Below are 23,233 nucleotides of genomic sequence, written 5' to 3' on the forward strand. Positions count from 1 at the left end.
GTGTCCGATGCGTCAGACGTTGCGCAAAGGCTCGTGGGCCGATTTCTGCAATCCAGCCAACGAATCGACTGCAAACCCGCGCCAGCATTGAGTTTTCTATCCTGGCCGTTTTTCGTTTCGCCTGGGTGCAAACCTGCGAGCCGGGTACGCACGAAGGTTCGCACCTTCCGCGTTGCCGCCATCCCGCACAGGCGCGCGCTGACCGGGCTTTCGGCCCGCTTGCCCACACTGCCAGGTGCGAACCGCAAACCCTGCAAACCTTGTTTCCTGGCCAGACGGTGGCGAGATGCTGCGCTTGCGCCCTCCGTATTGGAATATCGCCAGTAAGGACCCCTTTTACCTGGGGCATATGTGCATGCGCCGACCATAACAATGGCGGTGACCATCACTACCGTCACAACCATCACGGTCGATGGCCCGCTGTGACAGTGGTGATGGTTGTGATGGTCGTCGCTTATTGTTTACACAGGCGAAAGCGCAGATATCTCCCGGCGGTCCGACCATCACACTGCGTCGGGCTCCTGCATCCACGCCGGGATGTCGCGCTGGCCGTGAAGTACGCGCCAGACGTCGATGTGATCGGGACGCTCGACGTAGAAGATGATGTACGGGTAGCGCGTCAGCGGCCAGGCGCGCAGGCCGGGCAAGTTGAGTTCGTGTGCGTAGCGGGGAGAACCCGTTGCCGGATGGCGGGCAATGTGGCCGTAGGCCTTCTCCAGCGCATCGATGAAGCCAAGCGCCACGGCCTCATTTGCTTCAGTCAGATAGTAGGTAACGGCCTCGTCAACATCCCGGTTGGCCTGCTCACGCGGGATGACTGGCTTGGCCTTCACGCCTTGGCAGCGGGCTTGCCGGCCTTGCGCACCCGATCCCGCAGGTCTTCGAAGTAGCTGGCATCGGCATGGGCCGCCGGGGCCGAGGCTGCTCCGGCCAGCAGCAGGTTGCGCAGTTGCAGGCGGTCTTGATCCTTGCGGATCAACTCGCGCACGTACTCGCTGCTCGTGCCGTAGCCGCGCTGGCTGACCTGTTCATCCACGAAGGACTTCAGGGTGTCGGGGAGAGAGATGTTCATCGTGCTCATGGCGCAAGCGTAGGTTCTTTGGCAAAATTTGGCAAGACGAAAATTCCACCATACCGAAAAAAGGCATCCATGCCCAACCCAAACAACTGCCTGCGCTACTGGGACCTGGCCGACCACATCCGCATTGATGACGCGATTGCCCTGTGGTGCGGCGTGGAGCCTGCCGAGCTCGCCAGTCTGAATTTCGAGACCCAGTGCATGAGCGCCAAGCGGGCCGCGCTGGTCACAGCCCTGCGCACGGAGCACCTCGAATATGAAGACCTGGGTATCCTCACCGCGCGTGGCCAAGTGTTCAAGGGCGCTCCCATCGACGAGTTGCTAGAGAAGGATCGTCTGGTGATCGACAAGGCCAGCCTGCGCCGGTGGTTCGAGCAACTGCCGTTCGAGGATCGCCCAGCCTTCCTGTTTGACGAGGCCCGCCAAGCCGTTCTGCCTGATGGCAGCGAGGCAGCCGAGATGAACAGCCTGAAGGCCATCGCGCTCATGGCGCATCTTTTGGCCAAGTCCGCCAGCAAATACCAAGTGGGCAACCGCCCAAACGCCTCTGCCATCAGCGAGGCCGTCATCCAGGCGGCCGAAGAGCTGATGCCCAGTGACACGCGCGGCCTGCTGTCCTTCAACAAGAAGCTGGGCGAGGCGCTCAAGCTGTTCGGGCCGGAGATCAATCGGCACCGGACCTGACGATGGATTTTTGAAGTTCAGAAAACCTTTCTGAACTTCCTGTTCGCCAAGTTCGAGGCGAACCACGATGGCGGCATTCCAAATGAACCCGAAGGAATGCCGCCATGCCCAAACGGGCCCGAACATCACACATTGCCAGCACCGCTGATCTGCGTGCTGAATTCTGGCAAGCGCCCGTCGAGGCCTTGCTCGACCGTAAAACAGCCGCCGCTGGCATGGGCTACACCGTCGGCTAGCTGGAGTGGTCTGCCACCCACGGCGGCGGCCCCATCCTCACCAAGATCGGACGTACCGTCCGCTATCGCAAGGCCGATGTGCTGGCTTGGCTGGAGGCCAACAGCCGCCGCATTGAGCGCACCTCCGAACTGGCGGAACGGGGGTGATGGTGAGCGCGTCCATCCCTTCGCCGGACGGAGCAGTAGAGAACGACCATCACCACCATCACGACCATCACACGGTCGAGGTGGATGCTGCGGCAACTCTGGCACCGACACCTGACACCGATCCCGTTGGTGTGATCGAGGCGGCGCTGGTCCGTCTGGTCGATGACGTGGGCGTGTTGGCCAAGGAAGACGTGGTGCGCGCCTTCGCGATCCTCAAGGCCACGGACCTGCCCAGCTACTTGCGTTTGCGCCACGCCGCCAAGAAGACCAACCGCGATTGCTCGGTGACGGTGCTCGACAAACTGGTGCGTGACGAACTGCCGGGCAGCGACGACGATGCCAGCGCGCTCGATGAACTGGTCACCCTGGCCCGGGCGCAATGCCAGTTGCACCCGACGCGGATCGCAATGCGGTCGCCGTGATCCCGATGCCCAGTCGGCGCGAAGTGTGGCGGGTGTATTCCTCCGGCTTCGAAGACTGGCTGCGCGCCGCCTACTGGCGCGCCAAGGAAATGGGCGTGCCGGAAACCACAATGAAATCGGCCCTGGCCACGCTCGCCGCTGCAGGCGTCAACGATGGCGACGAGATTGAAGTCCACGTCCGCGCCGCCCGCTGCGACGACGGCTACCTGATCGATCTGGCCGATGAGCAGTGGCAGGCCATCCACGTCACACCCCAGGGCTGGCGGGTGGTGAACGAGTCGCCGGTGTATTTCACCCGCACGCCTTCGATGCGCCCGCTGCCTATGCCGGTGCCGACAAGGATGACCCATGGCGATGTCGGGCTGCTCTGGCAGCACACCAACGTCCCGACGCACAGCCGCGTGATGGTGCTGGCGTGGCTGCTGGACTGCTTCCGTCCGGACACCCCTTTCCCGGCGCTGGAGCTGGTGGGCGAGCAAGGCTCGGCCCAGTCGACCACGCAGTCCGTGCTGCGCAGCCTGGTCGATCCCAACAAGGTGATGCTGCGGGGGCGGCCCAAGACGGTGGAGGACGTGTTCGTCGCCGCAGCCAACAACTGGCTGGTCAGCTACGAGAACCTGTCCGGCCTCACGCCCGAGCAACAGGATGCCTTTTGCACCCTGGCCACCGGCGGCGGCTTTGCCTCGCGCCAGCTCTACACCAACGGCGAAGAGCATGTCATGGAGACTAAACGACCGGTGGTGCTCAACGGCATCGCCGTGGTCGCCACGCGCCCCGACTTGATCGACCGGGTCATTCACGTCGATCTGCCGACCATCCCCGCAGATGCCCGGCGTGACGATGCAGATACCCACGCGGGCTGGGAACGTGATCAACCCAAGGTCTTCGCGGGTCTGCTGGATCTGTTCTCGGCGGCGCTGGCCATCCTTCCGACGGTCAAGCTGACCCAGAAACAGCGCATGGCCGATTACGAGCGCCTGGGCGAGGCAGTAGCCCGCGCCCTGGGCTTTGCCCCGGGTGAATTCCAGCAGCAGTACGCCGAGCTCGTGCGCGCGGGCATCGACCGGGCCTTGGAAAGCAACGCCGTCGCGCAAGCCCTGGACAAGTACCTCGCCGAGCGCGTGCTGCCCATCAACTGGCAAGGCACCGCAGGCCAGCTCTACGACCTGCTGAACACCCACAGCATCCCCGACCGCAGCAGTTGGCCGCGCTCACCTAAGGGCCTGTCGGATCAGTTGCGCCGCATCGCCCCGGCCTACCGCGCCAAGGGCATCGACATCACCCACCTCGGCCACAGCCGGGAGGGGGCGCGCTGGCGCATTGCCCAGACCCGTTCCCAAACCAATCCTGCCACGCCACCCGGCATCGAGGGTGGCACTCGATATGGAGCTCACCGTGAGTAATCCCAACTTGCATCCCATCTGGGCCAAGGTTCTCAGCATCACGCCGCAGACCACCAGCCCATCCACCTCTGCCGAAACGCAGCTGTCCCCGCTGGCTGCCGCGATTGCGGCGATGACCGGGCAAACCAACTCCCACCAGGGTTGGCAGGCCACTGGTCATCCGCATCGCCCCGGCGGGCCGGTCGGCATCAAGAAACAGGTCGGCCCAGGCCTTTGGGTCAGCACCGTTGCGCGGCCCGGCGACACCCATTACCCCGTCCATCCCTGATCAAACCCGGAGACCACCACCATGAAACTGAACCCGTTCAGCAAGAAGTCCAACCCCTACCTCGACAAGATCAAGTCTGAGCACGACGCGCTCAACTTGGAACTCGCGCCCCTCAAGGCCGAATTGGCGGAGGCGGAAGCCGAGCACGCCGCGGCACGCGAGAAGCAAAACCGGCTGCGTGATGCCGCTGGCTCTCTGTCGATGAACACGCCACCGGCCGCCAAAGCCCACTGGCCCATCCTGTGCGAGGCCAATCAGCGGATGGAAAGGCTCAAGTCGAAGGTGTCCAACCTGGAGAGCCAACTGCGTCCGCTGCAGCAGGTCCTGGCCACCCCCGAGCGCTTCGCAGTGGCACGCAAACAACTTGACGATCTGATGGCACAACGCAAGGCGCTCACCGCTGAAGCGCAGACGGTTGATGGCCAACTGGGCAAGATCGCCAAGCGGCTGGAGGACCTCGACGCGCGCATTGCTGTCGAAACGAAGTCGGCATCTCGGGCGCTGCTGGATACCGAAGCGGAATTCGTGGTGCCTGAAACCTTGACCAAGCTGGAGGTGGAGCTGCGCATTACCCGGGCATCGCAGGCCGAGCTTGAGCGCCAGCGTGATGCGATTCAAGTTCAACTGGCTGGCCTGCCCGATGCCGTGCGCAAGGCGCGGGACCACTTCATCCACTGCCGTGCGGCAATGGCCGAAATCGAGCTGCACGAACAGCTGATGCCGGTGATGAACGCATTGGCTCGCGCCTCGGCAGCCCGGCGCCAGATCAACTACCACCACGACGAAAGTCGCTTCCCGGTTGAGATTCCTCGAGCGTTGATCGAAGCCGCTGGCGATGCACTGGCGGCAGAAATGCCAGCGGCTTGATCGTCACGCCACCTGCCCACAGGCGAATTGGGTCCTTCCTCGCCATCAAGCAATACGGGGGGCGCGAGCGCGCTGCCTCGCCAGTGACAGGCCCCGAAACGGGGTTACCAGTTACCACCTCGGTTACCACCCGGCGATGCGCCGGGTTACCAGCCTTCAAGGAAATGAAATGACCACCACGATCAACAACAACGACACCATCCCCGGCCAGCCACTGGCCCACTACGACCCGGAGGTCGCGCAGCGCGTGCAGTGCTGGCTCGCCAGCGGGCAGCTGTTAGCCTGGATTCCGATCCTCGGCCAAGAAAACTTCCCCGGCACACCGCCAGAGATTCTGCAGTTTGCCGACCGACATCAGGAGTCGATGCGCTGGCCGATCCACGCGCCGGAGGACCTGCTGCATCTGCCCGAGGGCATCACCGGCTGGTTGCTGCCCGCCGACTCTGAAGACACCGACGTGGCCTGCGGGGTCTGGAACGGCGAGGTCTACATCCTGGGTGTCAAGGACAAACGCACCGGGCGTGCGAAGACCCTGCTGGGCGGGCGTTTCGATGTAGCGACAGGTCAGGTCGATGACGTTGAACAGAGCGCGGTTTGACTTGGCTTCTGGTCGCCACAGCGCGTTCATGGAGGTCCGCAAACCCCTCTCGGAGAAAGCAATGAGCACCCACCAAACCCTGCGCGTACAGGTTACCGACACCAACCAGCGCCCGCGCGGCGTGATGACCATCGAGGCCGATTTCGATCACCTCGGGCCCTACCGCGTACAGCACGATGGCCAAGCCTACTGGTTCACCGGCAAATCCGGCACCCACCGCGCCAGTGGCGTGGCAACCCGCGAAATGGCAACCGCTGACGATGCCCGCCTATGGATCACGCTCGGTGGCACCGCAATCTGGGAGGACTGAGGATGGCCGCCGAACAGCAACACACCATCGCTGCGCAGCTGGCCTCGCTGCCCTCCCTGCCCATGGCCGAGCTCTGGGCGCTGTGGGACCAGCACTTCCCTCGGCGGCCCAGCCATCGCAACCGCAACTACGTCGAATCCCGATTGGCGTACCGTATTCAGGAACTGTCCTACGGCGCATTGCCCACCAACGTGCGCAAGATGCTGGTCGAGGCTGGCGCCAAGCATTCCAAGATCAAGTCAGCCGCCGGGCGCAGCGCGCAGACCCTGCTGATGCCCGGCACCACGCTGATTCGGGAATGGAACGAGCGCGAGTACCGCGTGACGGTCACGCCAGATGGTCTGTATGCCCTGGATGGCCAGGTGTTCAAGAGCCTGTCGGCGGCGGCCCGCCACATCACCGGCACGCACTGGAACGGGCCGAAGTTCTTTGGTCTGCGGGGCGCCAAGGGGGAAGCTCAATGAACGCGCCGTTGCTCGTGCCACCGAAACGCTGCGCGGTGTACTGCCGCGTCTCCAGCGACGAAAGGCTGGACCAGTCCTTCAATTCCATCGATGCCCAGAAGGAAGCCGGGCACGCATTCATCAAGAGCCAGAGCCACGAGGGCTGGATCGCCGTGGCCGATGATTACGAAGATGGCGGTTTCTCCGGCGGGAACATGGATCGGCCTGCCTTGAAGCGCTTGATGGCCGACATCCAGATGGGCAAGGTCGACATCGTGGTGGTTTACAAGATCGACCGGCTGTCACGCTCGCTGGCCGATTTTGCGCGTATGGTCGATGTGTTCGACCGCCATCGAGTCAGCTTCAGCGCCGTCACGCAGCAGATCAACTCGGCCACCTCGATGGGGCGGCTGATGCTCAACGTGCTGCTGTCGTTTGCCCAGTTCGAACGCGAGGTGACGGGGGAACGCATCCGCGACAAGATCGCGGCCAGCAAGGCCAAGGGGATGTGGATGGGCGGGCCGCTGCCACTGGGGTACGACGTGCGCGACCGATTGCTGGTTATCAATGAAACCGAGGCTGCGCTGGTGCGCCACATCTTCGACGACTTCGTGACGATGCGCTCGGCCACACTGATGGTGAAGGCCTACGACGCGGAAGGCGTGGTCACCAAGGGTGGCAAGTCTTTCACGAAGCAGACCATCTACAAGATGCTGCACAACCGGATGTACCTGGGAGACATCGTGCACAAGGGGCAGGCTTTTCCGGGTCAGCATCAGGCCATCATCACCCAGACGCAGTGGGATGCTGTGCACACCCTGATCGCCACCGATGGCATCGAGCGGCGGCGCGAGACCAACGACCGCCAGCGTGACCCGGTATTGCTGCGCGGCTTGCTGTTCACGCCCGACGGCGAACGGTTGGTGCCCAGCTACACGGTCAAGAAGGGCAAGACATATCGGTACTACACACCCGTCAAACACCGGCGCTTCGGCGCGTGGGCCAGCAGCCACGGACCTCTGCCAGCGGCGCCCATTGAGGAATTGGTAACCCAGCAAATCGTAGCAGCGCTGTCAGCCCCGCACGTCGTGCAGTCGGTGTGGGATCGGATGCAGCAGATTCGGCCTGATCTGACCGAACCCCAAGTGGTGCTGCCGATGCGCAATCTGGCTGCGATGTGGCAGCAGCTTTTCCCCGCCGAACAATGCCGACTGGCGCAGTTGCTGATCGAGCGTGCGGTAATTGCCGATGGCGGGCTGGAAATCATCTGGCGCGATCAGGGCTGGCAGGAACTGGCCGGCGAGTTGGTGCCCGGCACCATAGGCGCAGAATTGCAAGAATGGGAGCAGATGGAGGAGTTGGCATGAAACTCAAGGTCAGTGCCACCGGCACGCCAGTCGCTCGCGAACGCCGGGATGGCGGACGGGTCAAGCTCTCAACATTCATCCCGCTGAAGATCCGGAAACGCGGTGCCAGCAAGGTGGTGGTGCGGCCCGATGGGCAAGTCGAGACACCGGGGAAAGTGGCGACCCAGATCGACCAGCCCTTGCTGGTGGCACTGACGCGGGCCTTCTACTGGCAGCAACTGTTGGACGAAGGCGTGGTCGGCAGCGGCAGCGAAATCGCCCAACGCGAAAGCCTGCACCACTCGACGGTGAACGAACTGCTGCGTCTGACCTTGCTGGAGCCCGCCATCATCCAGAGCATCCTGGCCGGGCAGCAGCCCAAATGCATGAGCCTGCTGTGGTTCCAGCGGAATCCGCTGCCAACCGACTGGGTGGCGCAGCGGGAGGCGGTGGCCGCCTTCGATTCGTAACCAGGACCGCCGTTCGTCAGCCCGCTTCAATCGCTGGATGCGGGCAGCCACTTGATACCTGCCACCCCCAGGTTTTTCTGGCTGATGTGGTCACTGAGGATGGGCAGGAGGGTCTGCACATTGATCTCAAAGCTGTGCCGCCACATGGCCTGCAGCTTTTTCAACGCGTTTTCATTCCGGTAGATGCTGCCATCCCAGTCGATGACCATCATCGCCACGTCACCGTCGTCGGCCAGCATACACAGCAGGGCGTCATCGGCGTCCTTGTCCAGCGAGGCTTTGAGTTCGTCCTCGTACTCGGCCAGAACTTCCACATACAGATCGATGCTCAGTGGGCTCTGCCCAGACAACGCAGACTGCAGATCGGCGGCGATTTTCGTCTTGTTGGTCATCGTCGACATTTTCGCTTCAAGGGTCCGATTCACTCGCTGACCACCGGCTGGGGGTGCTGCGGGAGATGCTCTGACTGTGTTCGATGCCTGACCGGTGGTCATGGTTGACGGTGAACCGCCACGCGTAAGTTGTTGATTTTGCAAGACCACCATCTGCGCCTACCCGCAGGCCAAACGGAGAACAGAGACAGCTCTGGCCGAGAAAGTGGCCGATTTCGGGCGTTTCGGCCGGTGGTCACCCGCAGCACAGGTGGCCGGAACCCCGCGTGGCGCGGGGATTTCGGGCAAGAAAAAGGGCCCGGAGAGTATCCGAGCCCTTCAATTTGGTGGCGGAATACGGAACCGAACCCGCGCCCGCATATGAGGTTCTTTAGAAAAGCACTGATCTTGAGGGTGCTCGCCTCTATCAAATGGCCGTTTTGCATCGTGGGAACCCCCTGTTGGGCCAGCCTGCCGTTGCAATAGTCCCAAAATGGGACTAAACTCCGACCAATGCGAGTGATTGCTGTGTCCACCCTTCGAGCCTTCTGGGAGCGCCATCCCGACGCCGAGCAGCCGCTGAAGGCTTGGTATGAGGAAGCAACGAATGCGACCTGGACTCAGCCCGCAGACATCAAGGCGCTGTACCGCAGCGCCAGCGTGCTGAAGAACCGTCGCGTGGTCTTCAACATCAAAGGCAATGATTACCGGCTGATCGTGGCCGTTGCGTACAAGTTGCAGATCGTCTACGTGAAGTTCGTCGGCACCCACAAGGAGTACGACGCAGTGGACGCAGAAACCGTTGGAATGGCCTGACCGGCCACGGAGGAAAACATGGACATCCGCCCTATCCACACCGAAACAGACTACAAGGCCACGCTTAAAGAGATTTCGGCCTTGATGGAGTCCGACCCTGATCTGGGCACGCCGGAGGGGGATCGCCTGGATATCCTCGCCACGCTGGTGCAAGCCTACGAGGCCAAGCACGTGCCCATCACTGCGCCTGATCCAGTAGAAGCCATCAAATTCCGGATGGATCAAAGCGGTCTGTCCGTTAAAGATCTCGAGCCGATGATTGGCAAAAGCAACCGCGTCTACGAAGTCCTGAGCCGCAAGCGCCCGTTGACGCTGGCCATGATCCGCAGGCTGCACAAGAGCCTGGGCATCCCGGCCGACGTGCTGATTGCGGAGACGGCCGCAGGGTAATCATCGAACACTGAGCTTGGCTTCTACAAGGAACAGCGTTGTCATGGGGGCATCAGTCTTGGAGAAGAAGATGCATTACCCCGTGATGACCGAAAGGCAGCTTGCCGCCCGCTGGAAGATCAGCCTGAAAACCTTGCGACGCTGGCGTTCTGACAACGAAGGGCCCACCTGGCACAAATTGTTCCAGTATGTCCGTTACCACGAAGCCGACATCCTCGGCTTCGAGCGACAGAGCGCGCAGCACTGGTCAGCGATTCTTGGTGACGGTGAACGCGTGCCCAAAGTCGTGACTCGGCCGCAGGAACAGCCTGAAACGGAAGAAGATGCCGGGGCGTTCTACGTCACGGCCCAGGATGTGATTGAGGCGACCGGACTGCCCAAACACTGGTTCACAACCCCGGAATACCGTGCCAGGAAGCAGGTTCCACATCTGGCCTTGGTTGGCAGCATCCGCTTCTCGCTGCAAGCCCTCTGGGAATGGGAGCAAAACCACAGCACTGTCGGTCGGCCGCCGGAGCCCAAAGCACCCCGACAACCAGATACGGAGCCAGAGCCTGCACCGCCATCGCGCGTGCCACTATGGCATGAACTCGCCCGGGAACTGGACAGAGAACAGTTCGATTCCACTTCGTAGTCCGAACAAATGTCCCCGGTTTTGGCCCAAAGTCCACCGTTTCGGCCATTTGTCCCTTGACGGTGGAACACGGAACCGAACCCGCGTCCGCAATCCGAGCCAGATGGTAACGCCTTGGCCTTGAGGGCGTGGATTCAACGATTTGGCCAAATCACCCCGCCAACTCGTAACCCGTACTGCGGCCCCCACCCGGTGTTTTCTGTAGCACCCCAAGATCCAACAGCTGCGTGATGTCGCGCAGCGCAGTATCGGGCGAGCACTTGGCGATCGCCGCCCATTTGCTGCTGGTCAACTTGCCGTCGAAACCGTCGAGCAGACGGTTGAGCAATTTCACCTGGCGTTCATTCAGCGGCTGACCCGCCCAGCGTTGCCAGAAACGCGCCTTGACCAACACCGCGTCCAGGGTGGTCTGAGAACTGGCTACCGCGCGGCCCAGGGTGCCCAGGAACCAAGACAGCCAGCCTGTCACGTCGAGCGAGCCTTTCTGGGTTCGCTCGAGCACTTCGTAGTAGTCCTTGCGCTCCCGCTGGATTTGGGCCGACAGGCTGTAAAAGCGCTGCGGGCTGCCATCAGCTCGGGCCAGGAACAGGTCGCCCACGGCGCGGGCGATGCGTCCGTTGCCATCGTCAAACGGATGGAGAGTCACGAACCAGAGATGCGCCAACCCCGCTTTGATCAGCATAGGCTCCCCCGTCTCGGCATTGGCCCAGGCCAGAAAGCGGTCGATCTCGGCGGCCAGCGCCTGCGCAGGCGGGGCCTGAAAGTGCACCTTGCGCCGCCCCATATGCCCTGACACCACTTGCATGGGCCCCTCGGCATCGGTTCGCCACTGTCCCACCTCAATCCGGGTCATACCGGAGTAGCCGGTGGGAAACAAAGCGGCGTGCCAGCCAAACAAGCGCTCGGCCGTCAGAGGGTCGGTGGCACGGGTGGTCGCATCCAGCACCATCTCCACCACCCCCTCCACATGCCGGTCCACAGGCGCCACTGCGCCGATATCCACGCCCATGCGGCGGGCGATGGAAGATCGCACCGATTGCACGTTGAGGACTTCGCCTTCGATCTCGCTGGTCTTGACCACGTCTTCGGTCAACGCCGCCAGACTGGCCTGGTCCCGCAACGCCATCCCCACATCCGCCAATCGCCCGAGCAACAATCCCTGAGAACGGCTGACGTCTGTCAATGGACCGGCGAGCGCCGCCAGGTCGTAGCGCCACTGCGGCCAAACGTCTGCCTGCCAGATGTAGAGTTTTTCTCCGTCATTCATGCGGAGATTACACGCCCAATTCGCCGCATAGGCAATACATTCTGCACATTAAATGCGGCGAATAAACACCCATTCGCCGCACGCCTGGGTGCACCGAATCGCTTATTCATCAGGTCCAGTCGCCTGAGAGGTGTTGGCCACTGGGTTCCATACGAATTTTCGTATGGAGAAATTTGATGCCCACCAAGATCTGCGCCTGGTGCGGCCAACCGTTCACAACACATGTCCATCAAACGCTGCAAATGGCTGGCGTGTTCGGACGGAACAGTCAACGTGAGCATTCCACCAGCGACAGCCTCCCTCCCACACCCAAGGAGGTGCACGTGCTGAGTCAGTTGGCGTTGATTGCTAAAACCGCCCGACGTCAGAAAACTGAAATGTGCACACGGAAGGGGCATGCATACCGAGGTCAGTCGGAGCATGCCGCCCCCCCCTGTACGCGATGAACTCGTCGCCCCCAGTACAACCCGAGTCTCGAAAACGGTCCCACCTGTCGCTGGGCAAGACAACCAGACCACACCACAAAGCCACTGCGGCGCAATTACAGGCCCTCGACCTCTGGGGCAACCTACTGCGTCACACCTACTCGCGCAAGAACGGGCGCAAGTACCACTACTACGTGTCCAAGTCGGAAAGCCGGTTCGGAGCACCCGGCAAGAGCTACGAGCGCTTACCTGCGCCGGAGATTGAGGCTGCAGTGGTGGCTCAGATCCGCACGGTGCTGACCAGCCCGGAATCCATCGCATCGGTGGTACGCCACATCCAGCGCAACGGCGGTCAGATCGACGAGGCCACCACGGTGATGGCGATGGGACGGCTCAACGACGTGTGGGATCAGTTGTTCCCGGTCGAGCGTCACCGCATCGCCAACCTGATGATCGAGCGCATCGACCTCGTCCACGTTGGCGAGGTGCAGGGCATCAAGGTGAAGTGGCGGGAACTGGGCTGGGACGCCCTGATCGGTGAGTTCGCCCCGAGGGGCATCGGCGCGGAGCTGGTGGAGGTTGAGGCCTGATGGACGACACACTGGAAACCTTCGTGCCCCTGACGTTTCGCCGCCGGGGCGCGCGGCGGGTGGCCGCCGACGACCGCCACGTTCACGATGTGACGCTGCTGGAGGGGGTGGCACGCGGTTTCTACTGGCAGCACCTCGTGGACACCGGCGTGATGAAGAGTGGGTCAGACATTGCCCGGGCCGAAGGACTGCACCCCTCGGTGCCCAACGAGCTGATGCGCCTGACCCTGCTCGCGCCCGACATCCTCGAACTGCTGATGGCCGGGCGGCAGCCCCGCCGGATGAACCTGATCTGGTTCCAGCGCAACCCGCTGCCGGTGGATTGGGAGGCGCAACGCCAGATCGTGAAGCGCTTTGAGGAGGACGCATGAGCAAGAAGCACCGGGGCCGGTTCAAGGGTGATCCGGTCACCTATCAACTGCCGAACCCGGCAGGCGGCGTGCAACTGGAAACCTTCGTGCCCTGGACGCTGGTGAAGCGGGGGCTGAAGAAGCAGGTCATCACGCCCTTGGACGCGCCGCAGGAATTCCTGGACGAGGCCCGCCGCGAGCGATTGATGAAGGCGGCCGCGCAGGACACGCCTTTGATGCGCGCGCTCGGCCTCGCGCACCACTGGCAAAGGCTGATGGACGAAGGACGCTTCGCATCGATCACTGAGATCGCCGAAGCTGAAGGTCTCGATCTGGGTCGTGCCAGCCGGATCGCCCGATTGGCGCAGTTGGCACCCAGCATCGTTGAAGCCTGCGCAATCGGCGCGGCTGCGGGCGTGACACTGGAAAGCGTCAGCCGTCGTGCCATTCCCCAACGGTGGGACGAGCAGCGTGAACGACTGCGCCTAGCGTGATCAGCTGCCGCAGCAACGGTCCTTGCCACGCTCCTGTATCGGCGGACAAGGCACTGTGCCGTAGGAGCAATACACGCAGCAGTCACCCGGCTTGGGCTTGAGCACGGAGTGACACTGCTCGCACTCGTAGAACCACTGGCAGGCGTCCGTGGGCATCGTCTCGGCCTTGGCGTGGCCGCACTCGGGACAGGTCAGCGTCGATTCCAGGATCACCACCGTCACTTGGCGGCTCCCACCACGGTCGAGGGATAACCCGCGTCCTTGGTGGCGCGTGTGAGGGCCTCGACATTCGCCTTCGCATCATCGAATGTCACCCTGGCCTCGCGTCGATCCAGGTTCACGTCGATCTTGCTGACGCCGGAGACCTTCGTCAGCGCTTTCTTGACCGTGATCGGGCAGGTGGCGCAGTTCATGCCCGGCACGGACAGCGTGACGCTCTGGGTGGCAGCCCAGAGGGGCGAGGTCATCGCTGCCAACGCGGCCAGGGCGACGAGTTTTTTCATGGCAGTTTCCTTTCAGTAGAACCAGGGCGCGATCAGCGGGAATGCGAGTGCAGCGATAACCAGCGCCACCACGATCCAGAACAAGGCCTTGTAGCTGCGGTTGACCTGCGGCAGCGCGCAGACCTGCCCAGGCTCACAGGCTGCAACGGGGCGCCAGATGCGCCTGTACGCGAAAAACAGTGCCACGAGCGCCGCACCGATGAAGTAGGGTTGATACGGTTCGAGCAGAGTCAGGTTACTGATCCACGCGCCGGAGACACCCAGCGTGATCAGCACCAATGGGCCGAGACAGCAGGTGGACGCGAGGATGGCCGCCAGACCGCCGGTCAACAGCGCACCACGCCCACCGCTGGGTCGAGGTTCGGTTGGGGAATCTGCATTCATGGCGTAAGCTTACTTCCGTACTTAAGTACGGAGTCAAGCGCCATGAACGAACTACCCGAAACCCTGACCATCGGTGTGCTGGCCGAGGCCGCCGGGGTCAACGTCGAAACGATCCGCTTCTACCAGCGCAAGGGTTTGATGCAGGAGCCCGACCGCCCGCTGGGCGGCATCCGCCGCTATGGCGAGACGGATCGGGGGCGCGTGCGCTTCATCAAGTCCGCTCAGCGCCTAGGCTTCAGCCTCGACGAGATCGGGGATTTGCTCAAGCTCGAGGATGGGTCGCATTGCACCGAGGCTCGCGAGCAGGCAGAGCACAAACTAGCAGACGTGCGCGCCCGGCTTGCCGATCTGCAAAGGATTGAGGGTGCGCTGCAGGGGCTTGTCGAGCGCTGCTGCGCGACGAGCGGGCAGGTGCAGTGTCCGCTGATCGCGGCGTTGCAGGCGGCGTGAACATCCAGGCCGGTTGCTCTGCGTTCTCGGTCGCCGTCTCCTGAGCAGACGAAAACCGCAACCGCCTGCTCTCAAACCCGCGAAAACAGTGGACTTGGGCACTTGGACGGTCAAGAGGCCAACAGAGAACGGAGAGAGAAAACCGGCGATGTCGAGGCCGAAAGTCGGCGGCCCGGCAAGGGCGCGCTCAAGAGGCAGGTGTCCGGAACCGCGCCAACAATGGCGTTTCGGGCAGAAAAAAGCCCAACCGATAAGGGTTGGGCTTTGAGTAAATGGGCTGGCGTCTACTGAATGAACGCCGTAAGTGATTGATTTTCAATGACTTTGCCAATGCAGTTTTGAAATTTGTTCCCCGATTTGTTCCCCGGTGCCGGTCGTGATACCCCGATTTCTGGGGCCAACCTGTGCCATCAAAACCTGCTCATCCTTCGTTGCATATTTTCTACTCTCTGTTGCATTTTCCCGACTCTGTGCCCCCCAGCCCCGCGCCATGTTTTTGATCCTCGCGCGCGCGTGCGTACTGTTCGGAAAACTCCCCCGCCCGCGATTAGCCCGGATATTTCACGCATGTAGGCAACGGCCTGCGCAGCGGGGCATCGCGGCGCGGATTTGAGCGAGCAAGGCCACGATGTTGGCCGCAGCCATGGGTGTGATGGTTGGCATGCGCAATGCGGTCGCACTGACCCCCACCCCGGCTTGGGTTGCGGGCCGTTTTTGTTTCATCGCGCCGGCCAGGCGCTGCTGGTGTGTTCAGGGTGAGCGCAGCTGGCTCATGGCGTGCGCGAAGGTCTGCGCACTGGGCCAGTTGGAGGCCAGGTACAGGCGGATGCGCCGCGTGTTGCGCGTCACCACTGCCGCCACCTTGAGCAGCTTCATGCGCAGCGTGTCGATCTGCGCCGTGGCCAGCTCTGTGCCCTGCAACGCCAACGCGCGCAGCCTCTCTACCAGCACGTAGCCCAGCGCGGCCAGCAGCATGCGCAGTTGGTTGGAGCGCAGCACATGGCAGCTCGTGCGCGTGGCGAACAGCCCTACCTGCGCTTCCTTGATCCGGTTCTCCGCCTCGCCGCGCTGGCAGTACACGCCGTCGTACAGCGCCTGGGGATCACCGGCAAGGTTTGTCACGATGAAGCGCGGGTTGCAGCCTTGCGCGCCCCATTCAAGCCGCGTGATCACGCGCCGCTCGTGCGGCCAGCTCTGTGCGGCGTAGTCGAATTCATCGACCATGCGCTGTTTGGCCCCGCTGCGCTCGTATTCGTCTTTCATTGAGAGTTCGGCAAACGCCACGCGCGCCTGCAGCCGTGCATTGCGCGCCAGACCCACGATGTAGTGCACGCCGGCGCGCTCGCACCAGTTCAGGATGCGTTGGCGGCAGAACCCGGAGTCGGCCCGAAACACGATGCGCACCTGCGGCCAACTCTGGCGCAGTCGGCGCACCAGCAGCTTGAGGATAGCCCCAGCGTGCTGCGCCGCATCGATGTTGCTGGGCCGCAAGTAGGCGCACAGCAGTTGCTGGCCGCAGAACACGTACAGGGGCAGGTAGCAGTAGCTGTCGTAGTAACCATGGAAGAAGCGTGCCTCCTGCTGGCCGTGCAACGGGTTGTCGGTGGCATCAAAGTCCAGCACCAACTCTTCGGGCGCGCTCTCGAAGCTGGCGATGAACTGATTGACCAACACCTCGTGCAGCCGCCACGCCGTGGCACGGTCGGCCCATTTCTCCAGTCGGCAAAGCGTAGGCGCGCTGGCAATCTCGTGGTCCACGCCAACAGCCGTCTGCACAGCCACGTCACAGCGCAGAGCACCGTGGTCGTTGAGGTCTTCCCAGCCCAGCGCCAGGCCGTACACCCGCTGGCGCAACATGTCGCGCACGTCGTGCGTGATCAGTAGCGGATTGCGCGGATCGGCGATGCAGCGCGCCGCCGCATCCATCAAGCCCAGCTTGCGATCGACCTGGCCAAGCAGCATCACGCCACCATCGCTGGTCATGCTGCCGCCGTCAAAACACCCCTGCACCACGCGCCGGCCCAACCGGCCAAAGTCCATGCTCCCAACGTCAATTTCTTCGGTACAGTTTGGCTTCGGCATTGCCCGCTCGTTGATCAAGATTCGACACCTGGATTTTCGGGCACACAAGGGCAATGCCGTCCTCGTTTGTGGCTCTACTACGGTGAAATATCCGGGTTAGCCCGGATATTTCACGCATGTAGGCAACGGCCTGCGCAGCGGGGCATCGCGGCGCGGATTTGAGCGAGCAAGGCCACGATGTTGGCCGCAGCCATGGGTGTGATGGTTGGCATGCGCAATGCGGTCGCACTGACCCCCACCCCGGCTTGGGTTGCGGGCCGTTTTTGTTTCATCGCGCCGGCCAGGCGCTGCTGGTGTGTTCAGGGTGAGCGCAGCTGGCTCATGGCGTGCGCGAAGGTCTGCGCACTGGGCCAGTTGGAGGCCAGGTACAGGCGGATGCGCCGCGTGTTGCGCGTCACCACTGCCGCCACCTTGAGCAGCTTCATGCGCAGCGTGTCGATCTGCGCCGTGGCCAGCTCTGTGCCCTGCAACGCCAACGCGCGCAGCCTCTCTACCAGCACGTAGCCCAGCGCGGCCAGCAGCATGCGCAGTTGGTTGGAGCGCAGCACATGGCAGCTCGTGCGCGTGGCGAACAGCCCTACCTGCGCTTCCTTGATCCGGTTCTCCGCCTCGCCGCGCTGGCAGTACACGCCGTCGTACAGCGCCTGGGGATCACCGGCAAGGTTTGTCACGATGAAGCGCGGGTTGCAGCCTTGCGCGCCCCATTCAAGCCGCGTGATCACGCGCCGCTCGTGCGGCCAGCTCTGTGCGGCGTAGTCGAATTCATCGACCATGCGCTGTTTGGCCCCGCTGCGCTCGTATTCGTCTTTCATTGAGAGTTCGGCAAACGCCACGCGCGCCTGCAGCCGTGCATTGCGCGCCAGACCCACGATGTAGTGCACGCCGGCGCGCTCGCACCAGTTCAGGATGCGTTGGCGGCAGAACCCGGAGTCGGCCCGAAACACGATGCGCACCTGCGGCCAACTCTGGCGCAGTCGGCGCACCAGCAGCTTGAGGATAGCCCCAGCGTGCTGCGCCGCATCGATGTTGCTGGGCCGCAAGTAGGCGCACAGCAGTTGCTGGCCGCAGAACACGTACAGGGGCAGGTAGCAGTAGCTGTCGTAGTAACCATGGAAGAAGCGTGCCTCCTGCTGGCCGTGCAACGGGTTGTCGGTGGCATCAAAGTCCAGCACCAACTCTTCGGGCGCGCTCTCGAAGCTGGCGATGAACTGATTGACCAACACCTCGTGCAGCCGCCACGCCGTGGCACGGTCGGCCCATTTCTCCAGTCGGCAAAGCGTAGGCGCGCTGGCAATCTCGTGGTCCACGCCAACAGCCGTCTGCACAGCCACGTCACAGCGCAGAGCACCGTGGTCGTTGAGGTCTTCCCAGCCCAGCGCCAGGCCGTACACCCGCTGGCGCAACATGTCGCGCACGTCGTGCGTGATCAGTAGCGGATTGCGCGGATCGGCGATGCAGCGCGCCGCCGCATCCATCAAGCCCAGCTTGCGATCGACCTGGCCAAGCAGCATCACGCCACCATCGCTGGTCATGCTGCCGCCGTCAAAACACCCCTGCACCACGCGCCGGCCCAACCGGCCAAAGTCCATGCTCCCAACGTCAATTTCTTCGGTACAGTTTGGCTTCGGCATTGCCCGCTCGTTGATCAAGATTCGACACCTGGATTTTCGGGCACACAAGGGCAATGCCGTCCTCGTTTGTGGCTCTACTACGGTGAAATATCCGGGTTAGCCCCGCGCCAGCTTGTTAATCCGTCGCATCTCTGCCAGCTCGGCATTCAGCGCCTGGGTCAGCTCCCGCAGTTGCGCCCGGTGCCCGCCCTGCCAGGCGTTGCGTGATGACGCGGCCTTACCCTCGGGTGTTCGTGGGCCGGTGCTTTGCTTCCACGGTTGCCATTGCCGGATCAGCTCGGCCTGCCGTTGCCGTCGCTCCAATGTCCAGGGTGTTGCCATGCTGGTGCTCCAATAGTTCGTTTGGTGGACTTTGATTTTTCCCCGCGCTCGTGGGAGTGCCGTTGTTGACCTGCTGGGGGCCATGGGCAATGTTGGCTTGCCGGATGTAGGGCATGGGGTTCTTCATCAGTGCCAGGGTCTCCGCCGTTGCGCGTGCCTGGGACTGCGCCTTCAGGGCCAGCCGCATCAGCACCTCAATGCCCTTGAAAGATTCCTGCCGCCCTGAGCGTTGCGCCAGGTTGTTGAACAGCGCGTCCAGGGTCAGAAACTGGTTCGTCAGTACGCGCTCAAACCGGCCCATGTCTCCGGCCACGGTCTCGTCCCCGGCCTTGCGCATGGCGGCCAATAGCTCCGTCACTCCCAGCGCTTCGCCTGCGTCTGTGTAGGTGTGCATCGTTGCCGCAGTGAATGCGCCAGCGGTTGCCATCGCGGCCAGCTTTTCGGAACGGTTGTCATCCGGCTGCACTTCAACCCGCAATGCATTGGGATCAGGCGGGGTCTTGTCCTTGCCCTTGGTGTTTTTGGTGGTTGCCATGGTTTATTCCTTCAAGTCTGAATTCATGTTGCTGTACGCCGCCCAAAGCTCAAAGCCCGTAGCGCAGCGCTGCCCGTAGCCCCGGCCTGCACACTGGCAGACACTGCATTGCTGGTGGTGCGCCAGATAGGCGCGATCCAGTTCCCGCCAGGATGGGCCGGATGGCGTGCGGGGTGGTTCGGTCGCTGGCGCTGCTGTCGGTGGTGCCGCGTCAACCATCACCCCCATGGGCAAGCGTGCATCGTCATACCCATGGCAGCGCTGCAATATCAGCACCAGGCCACGGGCCAGGTCAGCATGCACGCCAGCCGCCCGTGCATTGCCGCAGCGGTAGGGGCCAGCACCGTGCAGGTGTCGGCACTCCAGGCACAGCCGCCGGTCGTCGTCGTCACGATCCCGGTTCACCAGACTGTCGGCCAGGCGCTCGGCATCTTGGGGCGCTGCACCACGCTGGCAGAACAGGGCCTGCCGCGCCATGAAGGTGTCGAGTTCCTGCCCGTTCATGGCGCTGCTGTGCGGCCAGGCCCAGCGGTCGGGGTCGGTGGTGGGTGCGTTCGCAGCCGGGGTTTCGGGGTTCGCCACAGCCCCGTCGAATTTCTGAAACTCCCCGGCGGGTAGGCTACGAAAACTACAAAAACCCTCCCTTGGGGTTTCCGTAGTTTTTGTAGTGTGGGTGCTGGGGGCTTTTAGATTTTTCAGCCGTGCAAGCCAGGTGCTCATGCTTGCCCCCCTGCCAGCAGCGCCGGATGGATCATGTAGCGGTCGCTGGGCCTGCCCCTGCCCATGGTGTCGCCCGATGGAACGGTCTCCCGTGCCAGCCAGCCGTAATCGGCCAGCAGTTCCGCCGCCTTGCGCACGCTGTCCACTGAATTCAATCCGGCCCAGCTTTTGACGGCTACCAGCCGGGGTGTGAACGACTCCCACAGCACCCCGTCGCCGTCGCACAGCTTGCCGCCCTTGATCTTCACCAGCAGCGCATGCGCCCCCGTGGTCTCCGGGATCAGTGCCGCCGCATACAGCCGCTCGGCATGGGTGCGCAGGTACTCGGCCCACGCCAGTGCCCGGATCAACTCGCCCTCATGGATCACGCCGTTGGTGTCGGGTGTGTCCACCAATGCAAAGATCAGCGCCAACGCCGGAATCAGCTTGCGCCACTTGGCAAGGTGCGACACCAGCGCCGGATGCAAATCATCCCCCCGGATGCCGGTCTCGAACGGGATCAGCCATTCATAAAAAATGGCCTGCGCCTCGGGACTGAATCGCCATTCCTGGGGATCATCGTCGGTGGCTGGCAGCAGTCCATTCAGGCGCTCGAACACGGCCCATGCCGCTTGCTTCGCCGGTGTGTCGGGCCACCGATCTACCAGCTTGAATTCCTGCTGAATGTCGGGCCATACCGCCAGGCCAAAGCGCTGCAACAGGCCATCGTCGCCCGCGCCGCCGTTCACGGCTTCGCGCACATAGCTCTGCACCTTGCCCGGTTGAATGCCGCCCAGCATCGCCATGCAGACACGGGGCACATAGCTGTGCCCGCGCCCGATCCGATCCACCGCATGGCCTTGATTGCCGTCGTAGCCTGTCAGGTAGAAACCGCGTGCGCCTTCCTGCCCCTGCCGATCCATGCTGCACAGCAGGCCGTGGACTTCATCGCGGTATACCAGCAGGCCCCATGGGTTTTCTACCAACAGGTCGGCCAGTGCCTCCACCGTGCTGTCGTTGACCACGTAGCGCCGCATCGTCGGCTCGGTGGGCTGTTCGGTGGGGGCCAGCAGCGCCCGTGCCTTATCGGGGTCTTTTGCCGCAACAGCCGCTGCTTGCTTCTCGTTCGCCTTGCCTGCCAGTTCGGCCACCTTGGTGTCGAGTTCCCATGCTTCATGCGCGGCCTGCCATTGCTCGCGCTCGGTCGATTCCAGCCGGTGCAGCGGCTTCAGGACTTCACCCAGCGCCGGGGACTTCATCACGCCTGGGCGGCCCACGATCAGCCCCCACAGGTTGGGCACTACGCGCCAATCATCGTGCTGCTTGGGCGCCACCACGGCACGCGCACCGATCAGGCCAGACAGCGCCGTGATGACACCTACAGCCGGAAAATCCGGCGGGCACTGCATGCGCTCGGCAATGTCCACGATCCAGCCGCGCAGCGCGTGGGGCAACAGCTCGGCATCAAACGGGGCCACGGGTGGCAGGGCGTCGGGCAGGGGCGTGGGGTCAGGCCATGCGCCGCCGTCGCCCGCACCCTCCAATGGCGGGAATGCAGGCTCTTGCGCCACGGGCGCAGCCGCTTCAATACATGCCTTCACAGCGTCCAATCCGGCCTGCTGGTGCAAGTCGTTGAAGTCGGTTTCCTTGTCGTTACGCTCGCCGGAAAAGTGAGGTTTTGTGAGGTAGCCACCTACGGCCTTTGCCGCCTCGGTGGCCTTGGTGATACCCGGATTGCCGTCGGTAAACGCATCATCGTCCGCTGCCAGGATCAAGCGCAGCCTGGGGTACTTGCTGTGCAGTGCCTGGGCCACTTCCCGTAGATTGCCAGCGTTGAAAGCCACGGCAACGGCATCGCCGGTAGCCTCATGGATAGATGCGCCCGTAGCGAAACCCTCGCATACGATCAGCACGCCCTTGGGCTTGCCAATCGAGTAATACAGGCCGGTGCGCCGTCCTCCAAGCAATCCCTTCTTGTCCTTGAAGTTCGCTGGGTTGATGCGCTCGATGTTCCACAGCTTGCCGTTTGTGTCGCGCATGGGGACGATCAGAAAACCATCCGACTCAACCCTTGTTCCGTGGGCATGCACGCCCTTTTTTGCCAGATACGGATGATCTGCTGGGGCAGGTTCAGCAGCTTCCCAGCGCTGCGCCGCCGCCGTCGCTGCATCGTGCTGGCGCTGGGCCTTGTCGGCTTCGCGCTGCTGGGCAATGGCCTGCATGCGCTGCTGGTGGGCGCTGCGCTCGGCCTGGGTCATTGCCTGGGTGTCCTTGCTGCACCAGGTCTGAGATAGACCGCTGCGCCAGCAGCCAAAAGCGCCCGCCGGAACGTCGCCATCGTCGTGCAAGACATACCAGCCCGATTGATCCATGCGCTTGCCGTTGGTGCTGAATCGGTACAGCGTGCCGTCGCCGTGGATCACCTCGGGCACGGGCAGGCCAGCACCTGCAATGGCTTGTTGGAATTGTTCGGATGCGATCACAGCCGCCCCCCAATCTGCGCCAGGAACAGCGCGGCATCGTGCAGGCTGGGCAGGTAGCGCACCAGCCCCCAGCGCTCGGCCCAATAGGTGGTTGCGCCGTCCTTGGACGTGACGCTGTGCAGGTGGTGGCCTTGCTGGGCAAAGGCACTGCGCAGGGCGTGAAAATCCTTGCCGGTAGCGATAGACTGCGCGGTGTTCGGCGCGCTCGATTCTGCTTTGGTGGGGTCGGGCGTTTTCTTTGGTGTCATTGCACGCCCTCCCACTGCTTTGCCAGCGCCAGCAGTTTTTGCTGTGAACGTCGCTCGCGGCTTTTGGCATTGCGCAGGTGCTGGTATTCGCCAGCCGTTGCGGCCATCATGGCTTTCCAGTTGGCATCGCCCCGCGCAAGGTCGGTGTGCTGGTGACCGGTGGAATTGCGCCAGGCGATGTACCCGCCGCGCAGCAGCTCTTTGCAGTGCTGGGTGTGGGCCACGGCCTGGGCGTAGTGAATGGCGGCTTGCGCCAGTGCGAGAAGGGTTTGGGGCGTGGTCATGGTC

31 protein-coding genes and 1 pseudogene are annotated in these 23,233 nt (G+C 63.0%); 18 read left to right on the top strand and 14 right to left on the bottom strand.

The window, feature by feature from the left end:
• Nucleotides 1-503 precede the first annotated feature (503 nt).
• Together BDD18_RS01240 and BDD18_RS01245 are read right to left on the bottom strand one after the other, a co-directional pair.
• Nucleotides 504-833: a type II toxin-antitoxin system RelE/ParE family toxin gene (locus BDD18_RS01240; RefSeq protein WP_066695733.1), complete on the bottom strand. Its 330-nt coding sequence runs from the start codon at nucleotides 831-833 to the stop codon at nucleotides 504-506.
• Complete coding sequence (locus BDD18_RS01245; RefSeq protein ID WP_066695732.1) at nucleotides 830-1,081, bottom strand: type II toxin-antitoxin system ParD family antitoxin; 252 nt, start codon at nucleotides 1,079-1,081, stop codon at nucleotides 830-832. Before BDD18_RS01245 ends, BDD18_RS01240 begins: the two co-directional genes overlap by 4 nt.
• A gap of 69 nt (nucleotides 1,082-1,150) precedes the next feature.
• On the opposite strand from BDD18_RS01245, the gene BDD18_RS01250 reads away from it, so the two are divergent.
• The 11 genes from BDD18_RS01250 (at nucleotide 1,151) to BDD18_RS01290 (ending at nucleotide 8,272) form a co-directional block, all read left to right on the top strand.
• Complete coding sequence (locus BDD18_RS01250; protein WP_066782981.1) at nucleotides 1,151-1,762, top strand: hypothetical protein; 612 nt, start codon at nucleotides 1,151-1,153, stop codon at nucleotides 1,760-1,762.
• Between the two features lie 104 nt (nucleotides 1,763-1,866).
• A complete protein-coding gene (locus BDD18_RS22695; protein ID WP_276490453.1) occupies nucleotides 1,867-1,998 on the top strand; it encodes a hypothetical protein in 132 nt (43 codons plus the stop codon).
• A gap of 146 nt (nucleotides 1,999-2,144) precedes the next feature.
• Nucleotides 2,145-2,567, top strand: coding sequence for a hypothetical protein (locus BDD18_RS22350; RefSeq protein WP_244938955.1), 423 nt, complete (start codon nucleotides 2,145-2,147; stop codon nucleotides 2,565-2,567).
• Nucleotides 2,525-3,970, top strand: a complete 1,446-nt coding sequence (locus tag BDD18_RS01255; protein ID WP_244938956.1) for a hypothetical protein — start codon at nucleotides 2,525-2,527, stop codon at nucleotides 3,968-3,970. Before BDD18_RS22350 ends, BDD18_RS01255 begins: the two co-directional genes overlap by 43 nt.
• Entirely contained in the window at nucleotides 3,963-4,238 is a 276-nt protein-coding gene (locus BDD18_RS01260) for a hypothetical protein (protein WP_142080955.1), read from the top strand. The genes BDD18_RS01255 and BDD18_RS01260 overlap by 8 nt, the downstream gene beginning before the upstream one ends.
• 21 nt (nucleotides 4,239-4,259) lie before the next feature.
• Nucleotides 4,260-5,105 (top strand): hypothetical protein, encoded by an 846-nt coding sequence (locus BDD18_RS01265; protein ID WP_066690604.1) that lies wholly within the window; start codon nucleotides 4,260-4,262, stop codon nucleotides 5,103-5,105.
• A 169-nt stretch (nucleotides 5,106-5,274) separates the two neighbouring features.
• Nucleotides 5,275-5,703, top strand: coding sequence for a hypothetical protein (locus tag BDD18_RS01270; protein ID WP_066690602.1), 429 nt, complete (start codon nucleotides 5,275-5,277; stop codon nucleotides 5,701-5,703).
• 61 nt (nucleotides 5,704-5,764) lie between these two features.
• Nucleotides 5,765-6,013 (top strand): hypothetical protein, encoded by a 249-nt coding sequence (locus tag BDD18_RS01275; RefSeq protein ID WP_142080957.1) that lies wholly within the window; start codon nucleotides 5,765-5,767, stop codon nucleotides 6,011-6,013.
• A 2-nt stretch (nucleotides 6,014-6,015) separates the two neighbouring features.
• Entirely contained in the window at nucleotides 6,016-6,477 is a 462-nt protein-coding gene (locus tag BDD18_RS01280; protein WP_066690598.1) for a DUF2924 domain-containing protein, read from the top strand.
• Nucleotides 6,474-7,823 (top strand): recombinase family protein, encoded by a 1,350-nt coding sequence (locus BDD18_RS01285; RefSeq protein ID WP_066690595.1) that lies wholly within the window; start codon nucleotides 6,474-6,476, stop codon nucleotides 7,821-7,823. Before BDD18_RS01280 ends, BDD18_RS01285 begins: the two co-directional genes overlap by 4 nt.
• Nucleotides 7,820-8,272: a hypothetical protein gene (locus BDD18_RS01290; RefSeq protein ID WP_066690592.1), complete on the top strand. Its 453-nt coding sequence runs from the start codon at nucleotides 7,820-7,822 to the stop codon at nucleotides 8,270-8,272. Before BDD18_RS01285 ends, BDD18_RS01290 begins: the two co-directional genes overlap by 4 nt.
• 26 nt (nucleotides 8,273-8,298) lie before the next feature.
• Here BDD18_RS01290 and BDD18_RS01295 read toward each other — a convergent pair whose 3' ends face one another.
• A complete protein-coding gene (locus BDD18_RS01295; protein ID WP_066690589.1) occupies nucleotides 8,299-8,664 on the bottom strand; it encodes a hypothetical protein in 366 nt (121 codons plus the stop codon).
• 492 nt (nucleotides 8,665-9,156) lie between these two features.
• On the opposite strand from BDD18_RS01295, the gene BDD18_RS01300 reads away from it, so the two are divergent.
• From BDD18_RS01300 to BDD18_RS22240, 3 genes are all read left to right on the top strand, one after another.
• Nucleotides 9,157-9,459: a type II toxin-antitoxin system HigB family toxin gene (locus tag BDD18_RS01300; RefSeq protein ID WP_066690586.1), complete on the top strand. Its 303-nt coding sequence runs from the start codon at nucleotides 9,157-9,159 to the stop codon at nucleotides 9,457-9,459.
• Between the two features lie 18 nt (nucleotides 9,460-9,477).
• Nucleotides 9,478-9,849 (top strand): helix-turn-helix domain-containing protein, encoded by a 372-nt coding sequence (locus tag BDD18_RS01305; protein ID WP_066690583.1) that lies wholly within the window; start codon nucleotides 9,478-9,480, stop codon nucleotides 9,847-9,849.
• Between the two features lie 70 nt (nucleotides 9,850-9,919).
• Complete coding sequence (locus BDD18_RS22240) at nucleotides 9,920-10,483, top strand: MerR family transcriptional regulator (RefSeq protein ID WP_211360634.1); 564 nt, start codon at nucleotides 9,920-9,922, stop codon at nucleotides 10,481-10,483.
• A gap of 151 nt (nucleotides 10,484-10,634) precedes the next feature.
• Here BDD18_RS22240 and BDD18_RS01315 read toward each other — a convergent pair whose 3' ends face one another.
• Nucleotides 10,635-11,750 (bottom strand): Fic family protein, encoded by a 1,116-nt coding sequence (locus BDD18_RS01315; RefSeq protein ID WP_066690574.1) that lies wholly within the window; start codon nucleotides 11,748-11,750, stop codon nucleotides 10,635-10,637.
• Nucleotides 11,751-12,327: 577 nt separating this feature from the next.
• Here BDD18_RS01315 and BDD18_RS01320 point away from each other — a divergent pair.
• From BDD18_RS01320 to BDD18_RS01330, 3 genes and pseudogenes are all read left to right on the top strand, one after another.
• A pseudogene (locus BDD18_RS01320) lies at nucleotides 12,328-12,765 on the top strand (recombinase family protein); the annotation flags it as partial.
• Nucleotides 12,765-13,136, top strand: coding sequence for a hypothetical protein (locus BDD18_RS01325; RefSeq protein WP_045785217.1), 372 nt, complete (start codon nucleotides 12,765-12,767; stop codon nucleotides 13,134-13,136). The pseudogene BDD18_RS01320 and the gene BDD18_RS01325, both read left to right, overlap by 1 nt.
• Nucleotides 13,133-13,609, top strand: a complete 477-nt coding sequence (locus tag BDD18_RS01330; protein ID WP_045785218.1) for a hypothetical protein — start codon at nucleotides 13,133-13,135, stop codon at nucleotides 13,607-13,609. Before BDD18_RS01325 ends, BDD18_RS01330 begins: the two co-directional genes overlap by 4 nt.
• Here BDD18_RS01330 and BDD18_RS22355 read toward each other — a convergent pair whose 3' ends face one another.
• Genes BDD18_RS22355 through merT form a run of 3 tightly spaced genes read right to left on the bottom strand, consistent with a single transcriptional unit; the run spans nucleotide 13,610 to nucleotide 14,496 of the window.
• A complete protein-coding gene (locus BDD18_RS22355; RefSeq protein WP_045785219.1) occupies nucleotides 13,610-13,831 on the bottom strand; it encodes a GDCCVxC domain-containing (seleno)protein in 222 nt (73 codons plus the stop codon). It lies immediately after the preceding gene.
• Nucleotides 13,828-14,112 (bottom strand): mercury resistance system periplasmic binding protein MerP, encoded by a 285-nt coding sequence (merP, locus tag BDD18_RS01340; protein ID WP_045785220.1) that lies wholly within the window; start codon nucleotides 14,110-14,112, stop codon nucleotides 13,828-13,830. The genes BDD18_RS22355 and merP overlap by 4 nt, the downstream gene beginning before the upstream one ends.
• A 12-nt stretch (nucleotides 14,113-14,124) precedes the next feature.
• A complete protein-coding gene (merT, locus tag BDD18_RS01345; RefSeq protein ID WP_045785221.1) occupies nucleotides 14,125-14,496 on the bottom strand; it encodes a mercuric ion transporter MerT in 372 nt (123 codons plus the stop codon).
• Nucleotides 14,497-14,538: 42 nt separating this feature from the next.
• Here merT and merR point away from each other — a divergent pair, with 42 nt between their 5' ends.
• Entirely contained in the window at nucleotides 14,539-14,946 is a 408-nt protein-coding gene (gene merR / locus BDD18_RS01350; protein ID WP_045785222.1) for an Hg(II)-responsive transcriptional regulator, read from the top strand.
• Between the two features lie 750 nt (nucleotides 14,947-15,696).
• Here the strand turns inward: merR and BDD18_RS01355 are convergent.
• The 7 genes from BDD18_RS01355 to BDD18_RS01385 all read right to left on the bottom strand — a co-directional run bounded on the left by BDD18_RS01355 (nucleotide 15,697) and on the right by BDD18_RS01385 (nucleotide 23,229).
• Nucleotides 15,697-17,028, bottom strand: coding sequence for an IS1380 family transposase (locus tag BDD18_RS01355; protein WP_103737289.1), 1,332 nt, complete (start codon nucleotides 17,026-17,028; stop codon nucleotides 15,697-15,699).
• A 299-nt stretch (nucleotides 17,029-17,327) separates the two neighbouring features.
• On the bottom strand, nucleotides 17,328-18,659 hold the full coding sequence (locus BDD18_RS01360) for an IS1380 family transposase (protein WP_103737289.1): 1,332 nt from the start codon (nucleotides 18,657-18,659) through the stop codon (nucleotides 17,328-17,330).
• 217 nt (nucleotides 18,660-18,876) lie between these two features.
• Entirely contained in the window at nucleotides 18,877-19,515 is a 639-nt protein-coding gene (locus tag BDD18_RS01370; RefSeq protein ID WP_142080961.1) for a hypothetical protein, read from the bottom strand.
• Between the two features lie 3 nt (nucleotides 19,516-19,518).
• Nucleotides 19,519-20,097 (bottom strand): hypothetical protein, encoded by a 579-nt coding sequence (locus tag BDD18_RS01375; protein WP_142080963.1) that lies wholly within the window; start codon nucleotides 20,095-20,097, stop codon nucleotides 19,519-19,521.
• 134 nt (nucleotides 20,098-20,231) lie between these two features.
• Nucleotides 20,232-22,697 (bottom strand): DUF3987 domain-containing protein, encoded by a 2,466-nt coding sequence (locus tag BDD18_RS01380; RefSeq protein ID WP_244938957.1) that lies wholly within the window; start codon nucleotides 22,695-22,697, stop codon nucleotides 20,232-20,234.
• Nucleotides 22,694-22,945 (bottom strand): hypothetical protein, encoded by a 252-nt coding sequence (locus tag BDD18_RS22360; protein WP_244938958.1) that lies wholly within the window; start codon nucleotides 22,943-22,945, stop codon nucleotides 22,694-22,696. The genes BDD18_RS01380 and BDD18_RS22360 overlap by 4 nt, the downstream gene beginning before the upstream one ends.
• The gene (locus BDD18_RS01385; RefSeq protein ID WP_142080966.1) at nucleotides 22,942-23,229 is read right to left on the bottom strand and encodes a hypothetical protein; all 288 of its coding nucleotides are present in this window, start codon (nucleotides 23,227-23,229) and stop codon (nucleotides 22,942-22,944) included. Before BDD18_RS01385 ends, BDD18_RS22360 begins: the two co-directional genes overlap by 4 nt.
• Between the last annotated feature and the right edge of the window lie 4 nt (nucleotides 23,230-23,233).

The organism is Acidovorax temperans (genome assembly GCF_006716905.1).
GTDB lineage: Bacteria > Pseudomonadota > Gammaproteobacteria > Burkholderiales > Burkholderiaceae_C > Acidovorax > Acidovorax temperans.

What these genes read in the sequence shown, in the direction of transcription:
- BDD18_RS01245 (WP_066695732.1), bottom strand. Translation starts at nt 1,081, where the DNA reads ATGAGCACGATGAACATCTCTCTCCCCGACACCCTGAAGTCCTTCGTG.
- BDD18_RS01250 (WP_066782981.1), top strand. Translation starts at nt 1,151, where the DNA reads ATGCCCAACCCAAACAACTGCCTGCGCTACTGGGACCTGGCCGACCAC.
- BDD18_RS22695 (WP_276490453.1), top strand. Translation starts at nt 1,867, where the DNA reads ATGCCCAAACGGGCCCGAACATCACACATTGCCAGCACCGCTGATCTG.
- BDD18_RS22350 (WP_244938955.1), top strand. Translation starts at nt 2,145, where the DNA reads ATGGTGAGCGCGTCCATCCCTTCGCCGGACGGAGCAGTAGAGAACGAC.
- BDD18_RS01255 (WP_244938956.1), top strand. Translation starts at nt 2,525, where the DNA reads ATGCCAGTTGCACCCGACGCGGATCGCAATGCGGTCGCCGTGATCCCG.
- BDD18_RS01265 (WP_066690604.1), top strand. Translation starts at nt 4,260, where the DNA reads ATGAAACTGAACCCGTTCAGCAAGAAGTCCAACCCCTACCTCGACAAG.
- BDD18_RS01270 (WP_066690602.1), top strand. Translation starts at nt 5,275, where the DNA reads ATGACCACCACGATCAACAACAACGACACCATCCCCGGCCAGCCACTG.
- BDD18_RS01275 (WP_142080957.1), top strand. Translation starts at nt 5,765, where the DNA reads ATGAGCACCCACCAAACCCTGCGCGTACAGGTTACCGACACCAACCAG.
- BDD18_RS01280 (WP_066690598.1), top strand. Translation starts at nt 6,016, where the DNA reads ATGGCCGCCGAACAGCAACACACCATCGCTGCGCAGCTGGCCTCGCTG.
- BDD18_RS01285 (WP_066690595.1), top strand. Translation starts at nt 6,474, where the DNA reads ATGAACGCGCCGTTGCTCGTGCCACCGAAACGCTGCGCGGTGTACTGC.
- BDD18_RS01290 (WP_066690592.1), top strand. Translation starts at nt 7,820, where the DNA reads ATGAAACTCAAGGTCAGTGCCACCGGCACGCCAGTCGCTCGCGAACGC.
- BDD18_RS01295 (WP_066690589.1), bottom strand. Translation starts at nt 8,664, where the DNA reads ATGACCAACAAGACGAAAATCGCCGCCGATCTGCAGTCTGCGTTGTCT.
- BDD18_RS01300 (WP_066690586.1), top strand. Translation starts at nt 9,157, where the DNA reads ATGCGAGTGATTGCTGTGTCCACCCTTCGAGCCTTCTGGGAGCGCCAT.
- BDD18_RS01305 (WP_066690583.1), top strand. Translation starts at nt 9,478, where the DNA reads ATGGACATCCGCCCTATCCACACCGAAACAGACTACAAGGCCACGCTT.
- BDD18_RS22240 (WP_211360634.1), top strand. Translation starts at nt 9,920, where the DNA reads ATGCATTACCCCGTGATGACCGAAAGGCAGCTTGCCGCCCGCTGGAAG.
- BDD18_RS01315 (WP_066690574.1), bottom strand. Translation starts at nt 11,750, where the DNA reads ATGAATGACGGAGAAAAACTCTACATCTGGCAGGCAGACGTTTGGCCG.
- BDD18_RS01325 (WP_045785217.1), top strand. Translation starts at nt 12,765, where the DNA reads ATGGACGACACACTGGAAACCTTCGTGCCCCTGACGTTTCGCCGCCGG.
- BDD18_RS01330 (WP_045785218.1), top strand. Translation starts at nt 13,133, where the DNA reads ATGAGCAAGAAGCACCGGGGCCGGTTCAAGGGTGATCCGGTCACCTAT.
- merP (WP_045785220.1), bottom strand. Translation starts at nt 14,112, where the DNA reads ATGAAAAAACTCGTCGCCCTGGCCGCGTTGGCAGCGATGACCTCGCCC.
- merT (WP_045785221.1), bottom strand. Translation starts at nt 14,496, where the DNA reads ATGAATGCAGATTCCCCAACCGAACCTCGACCCAGCGGTGGGCGTGGT.
- merR (WP_045785222.1), top strand. Translation starts at nt 14,539, where the DNA reads ATGAACGAACTACCCGAAACCCTGACCATCGGTGTGCTGGCCGAGGCC.
- BDD18_RS01355 (WP_103737289.1), bottom strand. Translation starts at nt 17,028, where the DNA reads ATGCCGAAGCCAAACTGTACCGAAGAAATTGACGTTGGGAGCATGGAC.
- BDD18_RS01360 (WP_103737289.1), bottom strand. Translation starts at nt 18,659, where the DNA reads ATGCCGAAGCCAAACTGTACCGAAGAAATTGACGTTGGGAGCATGGAC.
- BDD18_RS01370 (WP_142080961.1), bottom strand. Translation starts at nt 19,515, where the DNA reads ATGGCAACCACCAAAAACACCAAGGGCAAGGACAAGACCCCGCCTGAT.
- BDD18_RS22360 (WP_244938958.1), bottom strand. Translation starts at nt 22,945, where the DNA reads ATGACACCAAAGAAAACGCCCGACCCCACCAAAGCAGAATCGAGCGCG.
- BDD18_RS01385 (WP_142080966.1), bottom strand. Translation starts at nt 23,229, where the DNA reads ATGACCACGCCCCAAACCCTTCTCGCACTGGCGCAAGCCGCCATTCAC.